At 64.3% G+C, this 18,383-nt stretch carries 15 protein-coding genes; 5 read left to right on the top strand and 10 right to left on the bottom strand.

Going from position 1 to position 18,383, the window contains the following annotated elements; genetic code table 11:
- From VJ811_RS12105 to VJ811_RS12085, 5 genes are all read right to left on the bottom strand, one after another.
- The coding region (locus tag VJ811_RS12105; protein ID WP_324072643.1) for a methylmalonyl-CoA mutase family protein at positions 1-596 on the bottom strand (596 nt) is incomplete at its 3' end.
- Positions 597-784: 188 nt separating this feature from the next.
- The gene (mce, locus tag VJ811_RS12100) at positions 785-1,222 is read right to left on the bottom strand and encodes a methylmalonyl-CoA epimerase (protein ID WP_324072641.1); all 438 of its coding nucleotides are present in this window, start codon (positions 1,220-1,222) and stop codon (positions 785-787) included.
- Entirely contained in the window at positions 1,219-1,677 is a 459-nt protein-coding gene (locus VJ811_RS12095) for an OsmC family protein (RefSeq protein WP_324072640.1), read from the bottom strand. Before VJ811_RS12095 ends, mce begins: the two co-directional genes overlap by 4 nt.
- Positions 1,678-1,697: 20 nt before the next feature.
- Positions 1,698-2,447 (bottom strand): hypothetical protein, encoded by a 750-nt coding sequence (locus VJ811_RS12090; RefSeq protein ID WP_324072639.1) that lies wholly within the window; start codon positions 2,445-2,447, stop codon positions 1,698-1,700.
- Between the two features lie 125 nt (positions 2,448-2,572).
- Positions 2,573-4,105 carry an acyl-CoA carboxylase subunit beta gene (locus tag VJ811_RS12085; protein ID WP_324072637.1) on the bottom strand — a complete coding sequence of 511 codons (1,533 nt, stop codon included), beginning with the start codon at positions 4,103-4,105 and terminating at the stop codon, positions 2,573-2,575.
- Between the two features lie 269 nt (positions 4,106-4,374).
- Here VJ811_RS12085 and VJ811_RS12080 point away from each other — a divergent pair, with 269 nt between their 5' ends.
- Positions 4,375-5,784, top strand: coding sequence for a helix-turn-helix domain-containing protein (locus VJ811_RS12080; protein WP_324072635.1), 1,410 nt, complete (start codon positions 4,375-4,377; stop codon positions 5,782-5,784).
- 97 nt (positions 5,785-5,881) lie between these two features.
- On the opposite strand, the gene VJ811_RS12075 is transcribed toward VJ811_RS12080, so the two are convergent.
- The 3 genes from VJ811_RS12075 to pgi form a co-directional block, all read right to left on the bottom strand.
- Complete coding sequence (locus VJ811_RS12075; RefSeq protein ID WP_324072633.1) at positions 5,882-6,898, bottom strand: NAD-dependent epimerase/dehydratase family protein; 1,017 nt, start codon at positions 6,896-6,898, stop codon at positions 5,882-5,884.
- Positions 6,899-6,937: 39 nt separating this feature from the next.
- Positions 6,938-8,284 carry a glutathione-disulfide reductase gene (gor, locus tag VJ811_RS12070; RefSeq protein ID WP_324072630.1) on the bottom strand — a complete coding sequence of 449 codons (1,347 nt, stop codon included), beginning with the start codon at positions 8,282-8,284 and terminating at the stop codon, positions 6,938-6,940.
- Between the two features lie 109 nt (positions 8,285-8,393).
- Positions 8,394-9,899 (bottom strand): glucose-6-phosphate isomerase, encoded by a 1,506-nt coding sequence (gene pgi, locus VJ811_RS12065; RefSeq protein WP_324072628.1) that lies wholly within the window; start codon positions 9,897-9,899, stop codon positions 8,394-8,396.
- Between the two features lie 197 nt (positions 9,900-10,096).
- On the opposite strand from pgi, the gene lepB reads away from it, so the two are divergent.
- The 4 genes from lepB to VJ811_RS12045 all read left to right on the top strand — a co-directional run bounded on the left by lepB (position 10,097) and on the right by VJ811_RS12045 (position 14,251).
- Positions 10,097-10,915, top strand: coding sequence for a signal peptidase I (lepB, locus tag VJ811_RS12060; RefSeq protein WP_324072645.1), 819 nt, complete (start codon positions 10,097-10,099; stop codon positions 10,913-10,915).
- The gene (rnc, locus tag VJ811_RS12055) at positions 10,912-11,592 is read left to right on the top strand and encodes a ribonuclease III (protein WP_324072626.1); all 681 of its coding nucleotides are present in this window, start codon (positions 10,912-10,914) and stop codon (positions 11,590-11,592) included. The genes lepB and rnc overlap by 4 nt, the downstream gene beginning before the upstream one ends.
- Entirely contained in the window at positions 11,589-12,482 is an 894-nt protein-coding gene (era, locus tag VJ811_RS12050; RefSeq protein ID WP_324072624.1) for a GTPase Era, read from the top strand. The genes rnc and era overlap by 4 nt, the downstream gene beginning before the upstream one ends.
- A gap of 149 nt (positions 12,483-12,631) precedes the next feature.
- The gene (locus VJ811_RS12045; protein ID WP_324072622.1) at positions 12,632-14,251 is read left to right on the top strand and encodes a hypothetical protein; all 1,620 of its coding nucleotides are present in this window, start codon (positions 12,632-12,634) and stop codon (positions 14,249-14,251) included.
- 189 nt (positions 14,252-14,440) lie between these two features.
- On the opposite strand, the gene VJ811_RS12040 is transcribed toward VJ811_RS12045, so the two are convergent.
- Both VJ811_RS12040 and topA read right to left on the bottom strand, forming a co-directional pair.
- Positions 14,441-15,565 (bottom strand): alpha/beta fold hydrolase, encoded by a 1,125-nt coding sequence (locus VJ811_RS12040; RefSeq protein WP_324072620.1) that lies wholly within the window; start codon positions 15,563-15,565, stop codon positions 14,441-14,443.
- A 181-nt stretch (positions 15,566-15,746) separates the two neighbouring features.
- The gene (topA, locus tag VJ811_RS12035) at positions 15,747-18,311 is read right to left on the bottom strand and encodes a type I DNA topoisomerase (RefSeq protein WP_324072619.1); all 2,565 of its coding nucleotides are present in this window, start codon (positions 18,309-18,311) and stop codon (positions 15,747-15,749) included.
- Positions 18,312-18,383 lie beyond the last annotated feature (72 nt).

Raw genomic sequence — 18,383 nt, 5'->3', positions numbered from 1 at the left:
TCGGGCGGGTAGATATAGGTGTTGCGGACCATGAACTCCTTGAGGATGTCGTTCTGGATCGTCCCGTCGAGCAGCTTGCGGTCGACCCCCTGCTCCTCGCCCGCGACGATGAAGAAAGCGAGGATCGGGATCACCGCGCCGTTCATCGTCATGCTGACGGACATCTGGTCGAGCGGGATGCCGTCGAAGAGGATCTTCATATCCTCGACGCTGTCGATCGCGACGCCGGCCTTGCCGACGTCGCCGACGACGCGCGGGTGGTCGCTGTCATAGCCGCGGTGCGTCGCGAGATCGAAGGCGACCGACAGCCCCTTTTGCCCCGCGGCGAGGTTGCGGCGATAGAAAGCGTTCGATTCCTCGGCGGTCGAGAAGCCCGCATATTGCCGGATCGTCCACGGCCGCCCCGCATACATCGATGCGCGCACGCCGCGGGTGAAGGGCGCGAAGCCGGGCAGGCCGGGATCGGTCTGGACATCGCCGGCGGTGTAGAGCGGCTTGACGTCGATCCCCTCGGGTGTCGCCCAGGTGAGGTTCTTGCCCTTCACTTCCTTTTCCGCGGCGGCGGCCCATTGGTCGATGGTCGGCTTGTCAGTCATAGTCTCAATTCCCAATCCCCCTCTCCCCTTGCGGGAGAGGGATGCGAAGACTTGCCAGCTTGCTGGCTAGTCGAAGCTGGGAGAGGGGTCGCGAGCCACCGGCTCGCCAACCAACCCCTCTCCAAGTTCCGGTAGGGGACACGTCCCCAACCTTCACTTTCCTCTCCCGCAAGGGGAGAGGAGAAAAATTAGTGGTCGCCCTTCGGCGTCTCCATAATTTCGGTCAGCACCCCGCCCATATCCTTGGGGTGGAGGAAGAAGATCAGCGTCCCGTGCGCCCCGATGCGCGGCTCGCCGAGCACGCGCTTGCCCATCGTCTCGAACTCGGCCTTGGCGGCGTGAATATCGGGCACTTCATAGCACATATGATGCTGGCCGCCCGCCGGGTTCTTCTCGAGGAACCCCGCAATCGACGTATTGCCGGGCAGCGGCTCGACCAGCTCGATCTGCGTGCCGTTGAGACCGCTGTCCGTTGGCGTATCGACGAAGCACACCTTGACCCCCTGCTCGGGGAGGTCGAACGGCTCATGGATCTGCGTCGCCCCCATCACATCACGGTAAAAGACGATACTGTCGGCGATCGACGGCGTCGCGACGCCGATATGGTTGAGGCGACCCAGTTTCATTGCACCACCTCGATCGGGAATTTGACGCTGTTCGCGATAAAGCATTGGTCATGCGCGTCGTGATGCAGCCGCTTGAGGGTGGCGGCGTCGGGCGCCGCGCCCTGCCATTCGATAGCGGGGGAAAGCGCGACCCCCGTGATCTGGACGCGCCCGTCATCGCCCTTCGCCATCGTGCCCGCCGCGGCATCGCGATAGGATTGAACGGCATAGCCCGCCTTGGCCGCCAGATAGAGGAAGGTCAGCATATGACAGCTCGATGCGGACGCAACCAAGGCTTCTTCGGGATCGACCGCGGCTTCGACCGACCACGGCAGCGGCACGACATGCTTCGACGACGACGCCGGAACGCTCACATTCTCGTCGAACGTCCAACGATGGCCGCGGCCATATTTTCCACCTGGAACATCGTCGCCGGGCGACGCTTCCCATTCGATCAATGCGTGATATTTCGCCATTTTCTATCCTTGGATCCGCCTTAGCACCCCGGAATCTGGTCCTTGCCGACCAGTTCGTACTTGCCATTCTTCAGCACATATTGCTGCTTGATCGCGCGCGTTCCCGTATAGGTGACCGTGAAGCTCTTGTCGGGAATAGCCGCGGTGATCTGCCCGTCAAAGCCCTGCTCGTTCTGGTTCAGTCCGGCGCCCGAGCTCATGCTGTCGGTGAAGCTCGCGCGATCGACCGGCCCGTTGGGGCCCAGCTCGGTCAGCGTCGCGCTGCTGATCGCGCAGCCCTGCCATACGCCGCCGCCTGACGTCACGAGATAGGCGTTCTTGCCCAGCGCGTCGCTGAAGCCCCACGCGGTTGCCGCATTGCCGACGCTGCCGACCGAACCGAGGTTCAGCCATTCGCCCTTGCGCTGCCAGCCCGATGGGCCGCCCTGCAGATAATGGATCGCGTTGATCCCACCCTCGCTGTGCCCCGCTTCTTCGAGGCTGCCGAGGCTCAGCAGCACGCCGATGTTGTTCGACAGCAAGTGGATCGTGGCGGGACGAAAGGTGTATGTGCGCCCGTCAATTTCACGCGAGGCCGTCGCCTCGGCACCGTTGGGAAGCCCGAAAGCCGTCCGGAACGCAAGGCCGATCGTGGTGTTCTCTTCGCTGTCCAGCGTCACTGGAAAAGCGGGTTTTGGTTCGCCGACAGGGGTGTCGGGGTCGAACGCGAACGCCGCCGGTGACGCCAGCAGGACGGGAGCAATCAGAGCACCAAGAAGGAATTTACGCATCTTCAAACCTCTTTCGGAATCAAGGACATGGCGGCCATGTTCTAACCGCCTCCCGTCCTTGCCTCCAGTCCGGTGTTTCTTATGTGTCGGGCATCACACACAGGGATAATATCCGCGCCTGGCGATCAGAGCGGAATATTGCAGTGCTTCTTCCACGGGTTTTCGAGTTGCTTGTTCCTGAGCTTGCGCAGCCCCAGCGCGATCCGCTTGCGCGTGTTGCGCGGGTGGATAACCTCGTCGATATAGCCGCGCGATGCCGCGACGAACGGGTTCGCGAAACGATCCTCATATTCCTTCGTGCGCTGCGCGATCTTTTCGGGGTCGCCGATGTCGCTGCGGAAGATGATTTCGACCGCGCCCTTCGCGCCCATCACCGCGATCTCGGCGGTCGGCCAGGCATAGTTCAAATCGCCGCGCAGGTGCTTCGACGCCATCACGTCGTAGGCACCGCCATAGGCTTTGCGCGTGATCACCGTGATCTTGGGCACCGTCGCCTCGGCATAGGCGAAGAGCAGCTTCGCGCCATGCTTGATGATGCCATTATATTCCTGCGCGGTCCCGGGCAGGAAGCCCGGGACGTCGACGAAGGTGATGATCGGGATTTCGAACGCGTCGCAGAAGCGGACAAAACGCGCAGCTTTCTTCGACGAATTGATGTCGAGCACACCCGCGAGTACCAGCGGCTGGTTCGCGACGATGCCGATCGTGCGCCCCTCGATGCGGCCGAAGCCGCAGATGATGTTCGCGGCATGCGCCGGCTGCACTTCGAAGAAATCGCCCTCGTCGACGGTCTTCCGGATTAGTTCGTGCATGTCGTAGGGCTGGTTCGCATTGGGCGGGATCAGCGTGTCGAGGCTCGGCTCGGCGCGGTCGTAGGGATCGCTCGTCGGGCGCACCGGAACGCCGCTGCGGTTGTTTTCCGGGAGGTAATCGAAGAAGTCGCGTGCCGCGAGCAGCGCCTCGATGTCATTCTCGAACGCCAGATCGGCGACCGAGCTTTTCGTCGTGTGCGTGATCGCGCCGCCGAGTTCTTCCTGCGTCACAACCTCGTTGGTCACGGTCTTCACGACATCGGGGCCGGTGACGAACATATATGAGCTGTCCTTCACCATGAAGATGAAGTCGGTCATCGCGGGCGAGTAGACCGCGCCGCCCGCGCACGGCCCCATGATGAGGCTGATCTGCGGCACGACACCCGAGGCGAGCACGTTGCGCTGGAACACCTCGGCATAGCCGCCAAGCGACGCGACGCCCTCCTGGATGCGCGCGCCGCCGCTGTCGTTGAGGCCAATGACGGGCGCGCCGACCTTCATTGCATTGTCCATGACCTTCATGATCTTCTCGGCATGCCGCTCCGAGAGCGAGCCGCCGAAGACGGTGAAGTCCTGGCTGAAGACATAGACGAGGCGGCCGTTGATCGTGCCGGATCCGGTGACGACGCCGTCGCCCGGGACGATCTGGTCCTGCATGCCGAAATCGGTGCAATTATGCTCGACATAAGTGTCGAGTTCCTCGAACGAACCGTCGTCGAGCAGCACATCGAGCCGCTCGCGCGCGGTCAGCTTGCCCTTGGCATGCTGCGCGTCGATGCGCTTCTGCCCGCCACCCAGAGCGGCAGCGGCGCGGCGGCGTTCCATTTCGGCGATATTGGCGGACACTTGGCTCTCCATCAAAACAGGAAGGCGTCGTCTGCCCGCTTCGCAGCACATAGGCAAATGTGAACTTGCAAAGTTGCAAAGTCGTAGTTTGCAAAGTAGAATCTTATTTCTCTCCCCTTGCGGGAGAGAAAGACTTGGCTTGGCGACGTGTCGCCTAGCAAGTCTTGAGAGGGGGTACTCCCGTCCCAACCCCTCTCCAACTTCGGCTAGGCGGCTTCGCCGCCAAGCCTCCATATCCTCTCCCGCAAGGGGAGAGGAGGAGAAACGCCATGTTGCGCCAACGCATCTTCGCCGGCAGCCGGCTCAAGGTACTCCGCAAATCGCGGTGGATGAAGCAGACCGAGTTCGCCGCCGCACTCGGCATCTCGACCTCCTATCTCAGCCAGATCGAGCACGACGACCGCCCGCTGACCCCGGTGCTGCTCGACCGATTGCAACGACTCTTCCCGCTCGAATGGGAGGAGGTGACCGCTGATGCCGGCGACCGCCGCGCGGGGGCGCTTCGCGAAGCGGCGGCAGACCCGCTTTTCGCGGCGTCGCCGCTCGCTCCCGAACAGCTCGAACGTGCCGCGCTGCAACAGCCGCAGTTCGCCGACCAGTTCGTCGCGCTCCACGCCGCTTATCGCCGCGCCGGGCAGCGGCTCCAGATCATCGACGAGGCGCTGACGGGCGGCACCGCCGAGGGCAGCCGCCTGCCGTGGGAAGAGGTGCGTGACTGGTTCCACGACGCGGGCAATTATGTCGACAGCATCGACCGCGCGGCGGAAACCCTGGCGGGCCAGCTGCGCGGGCGAGACTCCTCCCCCGCTATCGAGACGATCGAGCGGCGGCTGCGCGATGCGCTCGGCATTTCGATCGTTTACGGTCAGACGCAGGCGCTGCGCGATTTCGACGCGACGATGCGGCATCTGGTGATCGACCCGTCGCAGCCCGCCGAAAGCCGTCGCTTCCAGCTCGCGCACCAATTGGCGGCGCTCGCGCTGACAAAGGAAATCGCGGCGGTGGTCGAGGCCTCGCCGCTGCGCACTGCCGCCGCGCGCCAGCTGCTCCACGTCGGACTCGCCAATTACGCGGCGGGTGCTGTCCTGATGCCCTACGCCCCCTTCCGCGCCAGCGCGCGCGCGGTGCGCCACGACATCGACCGGCTGCGGATGCAATATGGGGTCAGCTTTGAACAGGCGTGCCATCGCCTCTCGACGCTCCAGCGCCCCGGCGCGCGCGGCATTCCGATGTTCTTCTGCCGTGTCGACATGGCGGGCAATATCACCAAGCGGCATTCGGCGACACGCCTTCAGTTCGCCCGCTTTGGCGGCGCCTGCCCGCTGTGGATCGTCCACGAAGCGGTGGCGATCCCCGACCGCATCCTGTTCCAGCTCGCCGAGACGCCCGATGGGCTGCGCTATGTGTCGATGGCGAAGGGGCTGGTGAAGCCGTCGGGCAGCTACGCGCGCAGCCCGCGCCGCTACGCCGTCGCGCTGGGGTGCGAGGCGCAATATGCGGGCGATTTCGTCTATGCCGACGGGGTCGATGTCGGCGCGCCGCAGGCGGCGACGCGGATCGGCCTGTCGTGCCGCATCTGTCCGCGCGATGACTGCGACCAGCGCGCCTTTCCGCCGAGCGACCGTCCGATATTGGTCGACCCGGATCGCAGGGACGTGGTGCCTTACCGGATCGGGTAGGCCAGCCTGACCCCCGTTCGTGTCGAGCGAAGTCGAGGCGCCCATCGGCAGCGCACGCCTTCGCGGCATCTCGACTTCGCTCGATGCGAACGGGTTTCTAGACCTTCACGATCCCCCGCTCGATCAGGCTGTGTGCCGTCGCCAATATCGCTTCCTCGGGCGACCGCATCGTCCAGCCGAGCGTCTTCATCGCATGGCTACTGTCGCCGCCGCGAACGTTGCCGAGTTCGGCAACGAGCTGTTTCAGCTCGGACCGCACCAGCGCGAACAGCTTGAGCAGCCAGTCGGGCATCTTCCGCTTCGGCACCTTCCGCGCTTGCTCGCCAAGGTTCGCGCGGAGCAGGTTCGCGACGTCGATCATCTTCAGGAACGGGCCCGAACAGACATATCGTTCATCGTGAATGCCCGGCGCGGTCAGCGCGCGATAATGGAGATCGGCGACGTCGCGGACGTCGATGATCCCGAACCCGATGTCGGGGCACATCGGCACCTTGCCCTCGAGCAATTGCTTCACCAGCTCGATCGAGGTCGAGAGGTCGTCCGACAGCAACGGCCCGAACACCGCGGCGGGGTTGACCGAGGCGAATTCCATGTCGCCGCCCTCCGCCCGCACCCAGTCGCGTGCCGCACGCTCGGCGACGGTCTTCGAGCGCGGATAGGGCATGACCTCGGGATTATCGAGATTGGTCCAGTCGGCCTCGCTATAGATGTCGCGGCCCTTGCCATGGCCATAAGCGATTGCCGCCATCGACGAGGTCAGGACGAACCGCCTGACCCCCGCTCCTTTGGCAAAGCGCAATGCGCGGAGCGCACCCTCGCGCGCCGGAACGACCAGCTCGTCGGCATGGTTCGGCACGCCGAGCGGAAAGGGCGACGCGACATGCGCGACATGGCTGCATCCCGCCATCGCATCGGCCCAGCCGGCGTCGTTTTCGAGATCGGCGGCGAAGAAGCGCAGCCGAGCGTTGTCGACACCTAGCCAGGCGCGCACTTCGGCTTCGCGGTTCAAACTGCGGACGGTCGTGTGGACGGTCCAGCCATTGTCGATCAACTGCCGGATCAGGAAGCCCGCGATATAGCCGCTGCCCCCGGTGACCAATGCCGTTCCCGCCATGCGCCCCTCCTCGCTCGTTGAGCAAGGAGGGTAACAGGATTATTTCAGCAGCACCAATTCCTCGGCCATGCTCGGGTGCAGCGCGACGGTGTTGTCGAAATCGGCCTTGGTCAGCCCCGCCTTCACTGCGATCGCCGCCGCCTGAAGTATCTCGGGGGCGTCAGGGCCGATCATGTGCAGCCCGACGACCTGGTCGGTCGCCGCGTTGACGATCATCTTGTACAGCGCGCGCTCGTTACGGCCCGCGAGGACATTCTTCATCGCGCGGAAATCGCTGGTGTAGACGCGGATCGAACCGAGCTTGTTGCGCGCTTCGGCCTCGGTCATCCCGACCGCGCCGATCGGCGGATGGCTGAACACCGCGCTCGGGACATTGACATAGTCGACGACGGTCGGTTTGCCGCCGAAAACGCTGTCGGAAAACGCCTGCCCCTCGCGGATCGCGACGGGGGTGAGCTGGATGCGGTTGGTGACGTCGCCGACGGCATAGATGCTCGGCACCGACGACTGGTTCGTCTCGTCGACTTTGACTGCACCGTCCTTGTCGAGTTCGACGCCGATCTCCTCGAGCCCCAACCCCTTGGTGTTCGGGACGCGCCCCGCGGCGACGAGCACTGCATCGGCCTCGATAGGATCGCAGCCACCCAGATGAACGGTCAGCGACCCGTCCGCCTTCTTCTCAATCGACTGGAACGGCGCGTTGAACTTGAATTCGATGCCCTTGGTCATCGAAATCTGGAGAAGCCGGTCGCGGATCTGCTCGTCATAGCCGCGCAAGATCGTATCGCCGCGGTTGACGATCGTTACCTTGCTGCCGAATTCGTTGAAGATGCCCGCAAACTCGTTGGCGATATAGCCGCCGCCAGCGATCACGACGCGCTTCGGCAGCGTGTCGAGGTGGAAGACCTCGTTCGAGGTTATCGCATGCTCGCTTCCCGGAAATTCGGGCACATGCGGCCAGCCGCCGGTCGCGATCAGGATGCGCTCGGCGCTGATTTCCTGTCCGTCAGCGAGGCGCACCTTCTGCGGCCCGATGACGGTCGCGCGCGTCTTGAACAGCGTGACCTTGTGATTGTCGAGCGTTTGGCCATAGAGACCCTCGAGCCGATCGACCTCGGCCAGGACATTGTCGCGGAGGCGGTTCCAGTCGAACTTGCAATCGGGGACGTCCCAGCCGAATTGGCGCGCGTCCTTCAGATCCTCGGCGAAATGCGCACCATAAACGAGCAGCTTCTTGGGCACGCAGCCGCGAATGACGCACGTGCCGCCGACGCGATATTCCTCGGCCAGTGCGACGCGCGCACCGTGCGACGCGGCGATGCGCGAGGCGCGAACTCCGCCCGACCCGGCGCCGATGACAAACAGGTCGAAATCAAACTCGCTCATGAATAACCCCTGATCTTTGTGTCGCGTGCAGTTCGCGTCGGCGGCCTATGTGGTTACGCCGGCATGCGATGCCAATCGAATTTTGCGGTCACAGTGATGGAGCCGAGGCCTATTCGCCGAGCGCGGCCTTCATCAGCGCCTGCGTCGCTGCGTCGAATTCGACCGTTCCCTCGGCGAGACCCTTGGCCATTTCCTTGCCCAGCTCGACACCGAACTGATCGAACGGATTGATCCCGAGCAGCACGGCGTTGGCAAAGACGCGATGCTCGTAGAAAGCGATCAGCGCGCCGAGGCTGCGCGGTGCGACCTGGTCGAGCAGGATCGTCGTCGACGGACGGTCGCCCGGATAGTTGCGCGCACCATCCTCGCTCTTGCGCCCGGTCATCAGCGCCGCGCCCTGTGCGATGCAGTTCGCGACGAGCGTTTCGTGATGCGCATCGTCGAGCAGATGGTCGGGCTCGCGCGCGACGACGAACTCGACCGGGGTCAGATGTGTGCCCTGATGCAGCAACTGGAACACCGCATGCTGCGCATCGGTGCCGACGCCGCCCCAGGTGATCGGCGCGCTCTCGCGGCCGACCGGCTGGCCGTCGAGGGTGACCGACTTGCCGTTCGATTCCATTTCGAGCTGCTGCAGATAGTCCGGAAGCAGCCGCAGCCGCTCGTCATAGGCAAAGACCGCGCGCGTCTGGCAGCCGAGCCGGTTCGAATAGATCTGGTCGGCGAAGGCGGCGAGCAGGCAGACATTGTCGGCGCCGTCGGCGAGGCGGAAATGGCGGTCCATCTCGGCCGCGCCCTCGAGCAGGTCGGCAAAGGCGTCCCAGCCGAGCGCGAGCGCGGCGGGAAAGCCGATCGACGACCAGAGCGAGTAACGCCCGCCGACGCTTTCGTTGAACGGCAGGATGCGCGTTTCGTCGATGCCCCACTCGATCGCGCGCTCGGGCTTCGCGGTCAGCGCGATGAAGCGGCCGAGCGGATCGGCGACCCCGGCTTCTTCGAGCCAGAGCAGCGCCGAATTGGCGTTGAGCAAGGTTTCGGTCGTGGTGAAGGTCTTCGACGCGACCGCGACCAGCGTATGTTCGGGGCTGAATTTGGCAAACACCTCATCGAGCGCGGCGCCGTCGACGTTCGACACCACGGCGACGTCATAGCGGTCGCTGTGGCGGCCGAGCGCGTCGATCAGCAAATCGGGGCCGAGTGCCGAGCCGCCGATGCCGATGTGGAGCAGGTGCCGGATCTCGCCGAATGCGCCGGCCTCGATCGCGTCGATCATCATCCGCATCCGCTGATGCAGCGCCTGCGCGGCGTGGACCGACTCCGGCGCGCCGTCGCCGCGTTCGGCGCTATGCTCGGCGGCGCGGTCTTCGGTCGGATTGGCGATGCCGCCCGAGAAGAGCGTCTTGCGCCGGCCCGCGAAATCCTGCGCATCGGCGAGGCCGGAGAGAATGCCGACAGCCGCAGCGTCGAGGTGCGTCTTGGCAAAGTCGAAGCGGATGTCGGCGACGCTCCGCACCAGCGCCTGCAGGCGCGTTTCGGGGGCGGCGGCGATCAGATCGATCAGCTTCTGCGGCTGCCAGTTCGAAAGAGCCTGCCAGGCGTCGGATGCGGTTGTCATCGTCTATTGTCCTCGAAGGGGAGTGAATCGCGGACTTTCTCTAAGCCTGCCGTCCCCCGCGCGCCAGTGTCGTCCGCCGATATTTGCTTGACGTGGCAACCTATTCATCGCCAATGCGCGGCATGACCCAAGCCAGCTTTACCGCCGATGTGACGCCCCCGACCGGACCCGCGCCGTCGTCCCCGACTCCGGCACCGGTGTCCGCCAAGGAAGAGGCGGTCGACACCGTCCGTTTCCTCGCGCTGCTCGCGATCGCAGTGCTGATTTTCCGCAGCTTTTTCCTGTCGCCGTTCAACATCCCGTCGGAATCGATGCAGCCGCGGCTGCTCATCGGCGACTATCTGCTCGTCAACAAGATGGCCTATGGCTATTCGAAATACAGCCTGCCGTTCAGCGCGCCGCTGATCCCGGGCCGGATTTTCGCGCGCACCCCCGAACGCGGCGACGTCGTTGTGTTCAAGGCGCCGCCGGTTGCCGACAATGATTATATCAAGCGCGTGATCGGCCTTCCCGGCGACAGCGTGCAGGTAAAGGACGGCATCGTCTGGCTGAACGGCAAGCCGCTGAAGCGCGAGGCAATCGCCGATTTCGTCATCCCGGTGACCCCGAACATGATCGAGGCATCACGCGCGACGGGCACCCTGCCCTGCTATTCGACCGAATTCGAAGAAATCGCCCCCGACGGCCAGCGCCAGTGCCGCTACAAGCAGTTCAGGGAAACGCTGCCGAGCGGCAAAAGCTATAATATTCTCGACATCACGACGATCCCTCAGGACGATACGCGGCTGGTCGTCGTGCCCGAGGGGCATTTGTTCCTGATGGGCGACAACCGCGACCGCAGCGCCGACAGCCGCTTCCCTGCCGAGGAAAATCAGGGCATCGGGCTGGTGCCCGAGGAAAATCTGGTCGGCCACGCGCTCGTTGGCATGTTCTCGACCGACGGGTCGGCAAGCTGGATCAACCCCATCAGCTGGTTCACCGCGGCGCGCTGGGGCCGCATCGGGGACGGTTTTTGAACGATCCGCTGAATACCGGGGCGCTCGCCGAAATCATCGGCTGCGCCCCGGACGACCCGGCGCTCTACGATCTGGCGCTGACGCACGGCAGCACCGGGCGCGCCGATTATCAGCGGCTCGAATTCCTCGGCGACCGCGTCCTCGGCCTCGTCATCGCGTCCGAACTCTACACGCGTTTTCCCTCCGCCAGCGAGGGCGAGATGTCGTCGCGGCTGCATGTGCTCGCATCGGGCGCGACCTGCGCCGCGATCGCGCAGCGGCTGAAACTCACCGACCTCGTCCGCTTCGGCGCGCAGGCGCGCAACGATGGCGGGCGTTACAGCGACAATATCGCCGCCGACGCGATCGAGGCGCTGATCGGCGCGCTGTACCTCGACCAGGGCGCCGATGCGGCGCGCCGCTTCATCCTGGCCCATTGGGGCGAGATGATCGACGGACAGCAGGCGGCGCCGAAGCACCCCAAAGCGGCGCTGCAGGAATGGGCGCTCGCGCGCAAACGCCGTCCGCCCGAATATGAAATCATCGCGCGCGAAGGCCCCGACCATGCGCCGCGCTTCCGCATCGCGGTCAGTATCGGCAAGCTCGCGCGTGCCGAAGCCGAAGGCGCATCAAAACAGGCAGCGGAAAAGGCGGCAGCCGCCGCGTTGCTCGCCGAACTCGAAGGATTGAAAGAATGACCCACCGTTGCGGATTTGTCGCCGTCGTCGGCGCGCCCAACGCGGGCAAATCGACCATCGTCAACGCACTCGTCGGCCAGAAGGTCGCGATCGTCAGCCCGAAGGCGCAGACGACGCGCACGCGGTTGATGGGCGTCGCGATGGATGGCGAGACGCAGATCGTCTTGATCGACACGCCGGGCATCTTCGCCCCCACCCGCCGGCTCGACCGCGCGATGGTTGCGGCGGCGTGGAATAGTCTCGACCAGGCCGAGGCGATCCTTGTGATGATCGATGCCGCGGCCAAGCTCGGCGAGCGCGCCGAGCGCGTGCTACAGGGGATCGAGGGGCGGCCCGAGAAGAAGTTCCTCGTCCTCAACAAGGTCGACCTGACGAAGAAGGACAAATTGCTGACGATCGCGACGCAGCTCAACGAGCGGGTCAAATTCGATGAGACCTTCTTCATCTCGGCAAGTACCGGCGACGGGGTTCCCGAACTCAAAGCGACGCTGGCGGCGCTGATGCCTGAAGGCCACTGGCACTTCCCCGAGGACGAGGTCAGCGACGCGCCCGAACGCATGCTCGCCGCCGAAATCACGCGCGAACAACTCTACCGCCAGCTCCACGAGGAGCTGCCGTACCAGTCGACCGTCGAGACCGAAAAATTCACGACACGCCCCGACGGCAGCGCCGAAATCCACCAGCAGATCCTCGTCGCCCGCGACAACCAGCGTGCGATCATCCTCGGCCACAAGGGCGAGCGGATCAAGGAGATCGGCAGCAAATCGCGCGCCGAACTGGCCGAGCTGTTGGGGCGCAAAGTCCACCTGTTCCTGCACGTCAAGGTCAAGGCAAACTGGGATGAGGACCGCGGTGTCTACCGCGACATGGGGCTCGACTGGGTGGATTAATCTCCCGTCTGGCCGTTCCGGCGAAGGCGGGCACACCCTCATCGCCCGGTTACTTTGCGGCATCGCTGGAATAGATGCCGTTTGAACGATATAGCGACATCTAACGCGGATAATGCGCAGATGAAGTGGATCGATTCAGGGGGGGTAGCATGAAGGGTGCTTTGCCTTACGCTGCAACGCTGGCCTTGCTTGGATGCGGCGCTCCATCCGCTATCGCGCAGGATCAGAACCATCATCACCATGGTGCAGCGGCGATATTGGGAGAAGTGAACTTCCCAGTGTCGTGCACGCCCGAAGCGCAGGCTAGGTTCAATACGGTCGCGGCCCTTCTCTATTCCTTCTACTGGGAGAAGATCGACGGCGCCGTGAACGACGTGCTCTCCGCCGATCCGACATGCGCCATGGCCTATTGGGCCAAGGCGGTCGCGAGCATAGACAATGCGCTGGGATCGCCGCCGACGCCCAAGCTCGAAGAGCAGGGTTGGGCCGCGGTGCAGATGGCGCATCGGCTCGGAGGCGGCAAGACACCGCGCGAGCGCCATTATATCGCGGCCGTGGAAAGCCTGTTCAAGGATCGTGCGAGTGTTCCGTTCGCTGAGCGCGCCAAGACTTATGAGAAGGCGCTGGAACAAATTTATCTGCGCTATCCCGAGGATTTGGAAGCAGCGGTGCTCTATGGCTTCTGGCTTCAGGTGACCGCCGACCGGAATGATCAGACCTATGCGCAACAGCTCAGAAGCGCGGAGATCCTGGAAAAGATTTTCGTCCAGCAGCCGAACCATCCGGGGGTCGCCCACTTCATCATTCACGCCTATGACTTTCCGCCGATTGCCAAGCATGGGTTGGAGGCGGCCCGGCGCTATGCCGCCATCGCCCCGGACTCCCCCCATGCGCTGCACATGCCCTCGCATATCTTCTCGCGTACCGGGCAGTGGCAGGATTCGATCGCTACCAACGCCCGATCCTACGCGGCATCGAAGACCGACCGCGACGCCTATCACGCGATCGACTATCTGGTTTATGCCTCGCTCCAGTTGGCGCGCGACGTCGACGCGATGAAATGGGTCGAGTTCGTCAACACCGCGCCCAAACCCGACGAGGATGCGCGCCAGATCGCCTATGCGGCGGCGGCGATCCCGGCACGATACGCCCTCGAACGAGGAGACTGGGACACGGCGGCGCGGCTCACGCTAAAGCCTGCGCGTGAGCAGTTCGATTGGAGCCGGTTCCCCGAAGGCGAAGCGGTCAACGCTTATGCCCGCGGCTTGGGAGCGGCGCGGCATGGCGACATTCCGGCAGCGAGGACCGAGATTGCGAGGCTAGCCCGGTTGCGAGCGGTGATGGTCGCTCAGAAGAAGGACTATTGGATTGAACAGGCGGACATCCAGACCGGCGCAATCGAGGCCTGGATCGCCCGTGCGGCAGGCCGCAACGCCGAGGCCTTGCAGCGTATGCGCGATACCGCCGATCTGGAGGACAGGACGGAGGAGCATATCATGATGCCCGGTCGCGTGATTCCGGTGCGCGAGATGCTCGCCGAACTGTTGCTCGACCTGAGGCGTCCAAAGGATGCGCTCGCGGCTTTCGAGCAATCGCTGATGAACGACCCCAATCGTTTCCGTGGCCTCTATGGCGCTGCCCGCGCGGCGCAACTCTCAAAAAATCGTGAAAAGGCGGACGGATATTACAAGCAGCTGCTCACTCAGACCGGCACGACTTCCAAGCGGCTGGAAATCAGACGCGCCCAGGCCGCCACCGCCAGACCATAGGGCTGGACACCCGGTGGCCGGCGCGAGCCCAGGGCATAGAGCCATAAATCTGATCCGCATCCCCGAACGAAGACCAGAAGTCCGTTCGAGCGAAGCGAAACCTTCCGACGTCGCGGCCTCGACTTCGCTCGGCATAGCCCCTCGGCTTCGCTCGGGGATACGGATTGATTCAGATTTTCTGCTTTTGCTCTAGAACCGCCGGCAATCGTTCGGCGGCGGATTGCCGTCGAAGCGGGAGGTGATCCAGTCGATCGTTTCCTGCGCGCTGTCCTTCGCGCTCGTGCCATGACCGCCGGTCATTTCGATCCAGCGGAGCTGCGTTCCGCGCCGGCAAACTGCCTTCGCGAACTTGCGGGTGACCGCAGGGGCGACGATCGTGTCCTTGCTGCTCTGCGCGATCAGCAGCGGGCCGGGCACGCGGGCGGGATCGACGCTGTTCGTGCGCGCGAAACTGCCGAAGGGCTCGATCTTCGCAATATCCTTGTTCTTCGTCGCGCGCGCGATGGTGAGGATGCCGAGGATCGTGCCGAGCTTCGGCTTCTTGTTGAACGCGACGCAGTTGTTCTCGGCCAGACGGCGAATAATGCCCTGATTGGTCCGGTTGGTGATGCTGTCTTGCGGGAAGCCATAGAGCGTCGACCAACTGTGGAGCGCGAAGGATAGCAGCAGCGCGCGCGCGTTCTTGTCACTTCCCTCGCGCAGATTGGCGGCGAGGTCGGTTGGTGGGGCCGCCGCGGCGGTGGCAACCAGCGTCAGGTCAGGCGCATAGGAGCGCGCTGTGATCGCCGTCCACAGCGCCGCATGACCGCCCTGCGATTCGCCCCAGACGGCAAAGCTGTTGCCCGCCGCCGCGCCGGGAATTTCGCGCGCCGCGCGGACTGCGTCGAGCACCGAATTCGCGGTGTCGGGTCCGACGAGGAACGGGTGCATCGTCGGGCTGGCGAGGCCGATATAGTCGGGTGCGACGACGGCGTAGCCGCTGCGCACCGCGTCCATCCCCGCGCTATAAGGAAAGAAATCGGGGCTGAGCGACGGCGCGCATTTCTCTGCGACGCCCCAGGCGCCGTGGGTCCAGGCGATCACGCGGCGCGGCCGCGGCGGGATCGCCTCCATCGGCGCAGCGACAATGCCGGTGACCGCGAAGCGCGTCCCGTTTCCGTTCGTGGTCCAATATTGCACACGCCAGGCCTGTACGCCGGGCGGGGCGTCGCCCATCGGCTGTGCAGAGATGAGGTATCGGGATGGCTGTGCCGCGGCGGGCAGCGAAAGCGCCGACAGGATAGTGAGCAGGATGGCGGCAAGCAGGTGGCGCATAGAAGGTCTCCCGGTTTGCACCCCCATATCATGGGTTTGGGGCGCCGGGAACGCCAACCGGTACGACACTCTAAAACTTCGTCATTCCCGCGAGAGCGGAAACCCTGCAGCGATGTCTGCTCGCTGGGTTTCCGCTCTCGCGGGAATGACGAGATACGGAGGAGCGGCTTTCAGCCCGTTGTTACTCGGCCGCTTTCTTTTTTGCTGGAACCTTCTTTGCGGGCGCCTTCTTGGCCGGGGCTTTCTTCGCCGCAGCCTTTTTCGGCGCCGCCTTCTTCTTACCCTTCGCCGGCCCCTTTGCCGCGCGCGCGTCGATCAGCGCGATCGCCTCTTCGAGCGTCAAGGTCGCGGGGTCGGCGCTTTTGGGCAAAGTCGCATTGGTCGTGCCGTCGGTCACATAGGGACCGAAGCGCCCCTCCATCAGCTTCATCTCGCCGCCGCTCGTCGGGTGCGGGCCGAAGCTGTTGAGCGGTTCGGCCTTGGTGCGCCCGCGCCCGCCGCCATTCGCCGCGTCGGCGATGCGCGCGACCGCGGCGTTCATGCCGATGTCGAAGATTTCGGCGGTGCCCGTCAGCTTCGCATATTTGCCGTCGTGGAGCAGATAGGGGCCATAACGCCCCAGCCCTGCCATGATGACCTTGCCGCTTTCGGGGTGCGTCCCGACCTCGCGCGGCAGGCTGAGCAGCCGCAGCGCATAATCGAGATCGAAATCCTCGCCCGGAATGTCCTTCGGGATCGACGAACGCTTCGCCTCCTTGCCGTCCCCGAGCTGGATATAGGGGCCGAAACGTCCGCTGCGCTTCGTCACTTCCAGCCCGCTATCGGGGTCGGTGCCGAGCGTTTCGGGGCCGGTATCGGCCCCGTCGCTGCCGCCAGGCTGCGCGAACTTGCGCGTATATTTGCAGTCGGGATAATTGCTGCACGCGATGAACGGCCCGAACTTGCCGCCGCGCAGCGCGAGCCGCCCGGTGCCGCAATTGGGGCAGATGCGCGGGTCGCTGCCGTCGCCCTTGTCGGGGAAGAGATAGGGGCCGAGAAACTCGTCGAGCGCCGCGGTGATCTCCGACGGCTTCTGCTCCATGACTTCGCCGGTGCGCGGCTTGAAATCGCGCCAGAAGCGTTCGAGCACCGCCTGCCACTGCGCGCGGCCGCCCGACACGTCATCGAGCTCTTCCTCAAGGCCCGCCGTGTAATCATATTCGACATAGCGCGCAAAAAAACGTTCGAGGAACGCCGTCAGCAACCGCCCGCTTTCTTCCGGAATGAAGCGATTCTTCTCGACCGTCACATAGGCGCGATCCTTCAGAACCTGCAGGATCGCCGCCCATGTCGATGGACGCCCGATCCCCAGCTCTTCCATCTTCTTGACCATGCTGGCTTCGGAATAGCGCGGTGGCGGCTGGGTTTCGTGGCTTTCGACCTCGACCCCCGTCTTCGCCGGCGCATCGCCCTTGGCCATGGCGGGCAGCAGGCGTGCGTCGTCATCGTCGTTGCTGTCGTCGCGGCCTTCGTCATACAGCGCCAGAAAGCCGGGAAATTTGATGACCTGTCCAGTGGCGCGCATCATCGTTTTTCCGGTGCCGTCGGTCAGATCGATGCTGGTCCGCTCGAGCCGCGCCGAGGCCATCTGGCTCGCCATCGCGCGCTTCCAGATCAGTTCGTAAAGCCGCGCATGATCGCCGCTGCCTGCCTTGTCTTTCGAAAAGTCGGTCGGACGGATCGCTTCGTGGGCCTCCTGGGCATTTTTCGCCTTGGTCTGATAGAGGCGCGGCTTGTCGGGGACGTAGCCGCCGTCATAGCGGTTCGCGATCGCGGCGCGCGCCGCGCTGATCGCGGCGCCGTCCATCTGGACGCCGTCGGTTCGCATATAGGTGATCGCGCCGTCTTCGTAGAGCCCCTGCGCGACCCGCATCGTGTGGCTGGCCGAAAAGCCCAGCTTGCGCGCGGCTTCCTGTTGCAAGGTTGACGTCGTAAAGGGCGGCGGCGGGTTGCGCGTCAGCGGCTTGGTTTCGACCGCATCGACGGTGAAATGCCCCGCCTTCACATCGGCTTCGGCGGCGCGCGCATCGGCTTCGCTGGTGATCGACAGCCGCTCGATCTTGTCGCCGCGCCACTGCGCAAGGCGCGCCTTGAACGGCGTGCCCGACATTTCGAACAGCCCGGTGATCGACCAATATTGCTGCGCAACAAAGGCTTCGATTTCGCGCTCGCGTTCGACGATCATGCGGAGCGTCACCGACTGCACGCGCCCCGCCGATTTCGCGCCGGGCAGCTTGCGCCACAGCACCGGAGACAGGGTGAAGCCGACCAGATAATCGAGCGCGCGGCGGGCGCGATAGGCGTCGATCAGGTCGTCGTCGAGCGCGCGCGGCTGCGCCATCGCGGTGAGCACCGCATCCTTGGTGATCGCATTGAAAGTGACGCGGTCGACCTCGGCGGGCAACGCCTTTTTGCTGCGCAGCAATTCCTGCACATGCCAGCTGATCGCCTCGCCCTCGCGATCAGGGTCGGTCGCGAGGATCAATCGATCGGCGGTCTTCGCCGCGTCCTGGATTTCCTTCATCCGCTTCGTCTTGTCGGGATACAGCTGCCACTGCATCGCAAAGCCGTCGTCGGGATCGACCGACCCGTCCTTCGGCGGCAGGTCGCGGACATGGCCATAGCTGGCCAGAACCTTGAAATCGCGCCCCAGATATTTCTCGATCGTCTTCGCCTTTGCGGGCGATTCCACAATTACCAATTGCATTAAAAAACTATCCCCGTCACCGGCTCTCACATGTACGCGCGAGGGTGGCGGGGATAGCTTGATTCCGTCAAG

The sequence above is a fragment of the Sphingopyxis sp. genome, assembly GCF_035250425.1.
Taxonomy (GTDB): Bacteria; Pseudomonadota; Alphaproteobacteria; order Sphingomonadales; family Sphingomonadaceae; genus Sphingopyxis.
This window is presented reverse-complemented; position numbering and strand designations above follow the sequence as displayed.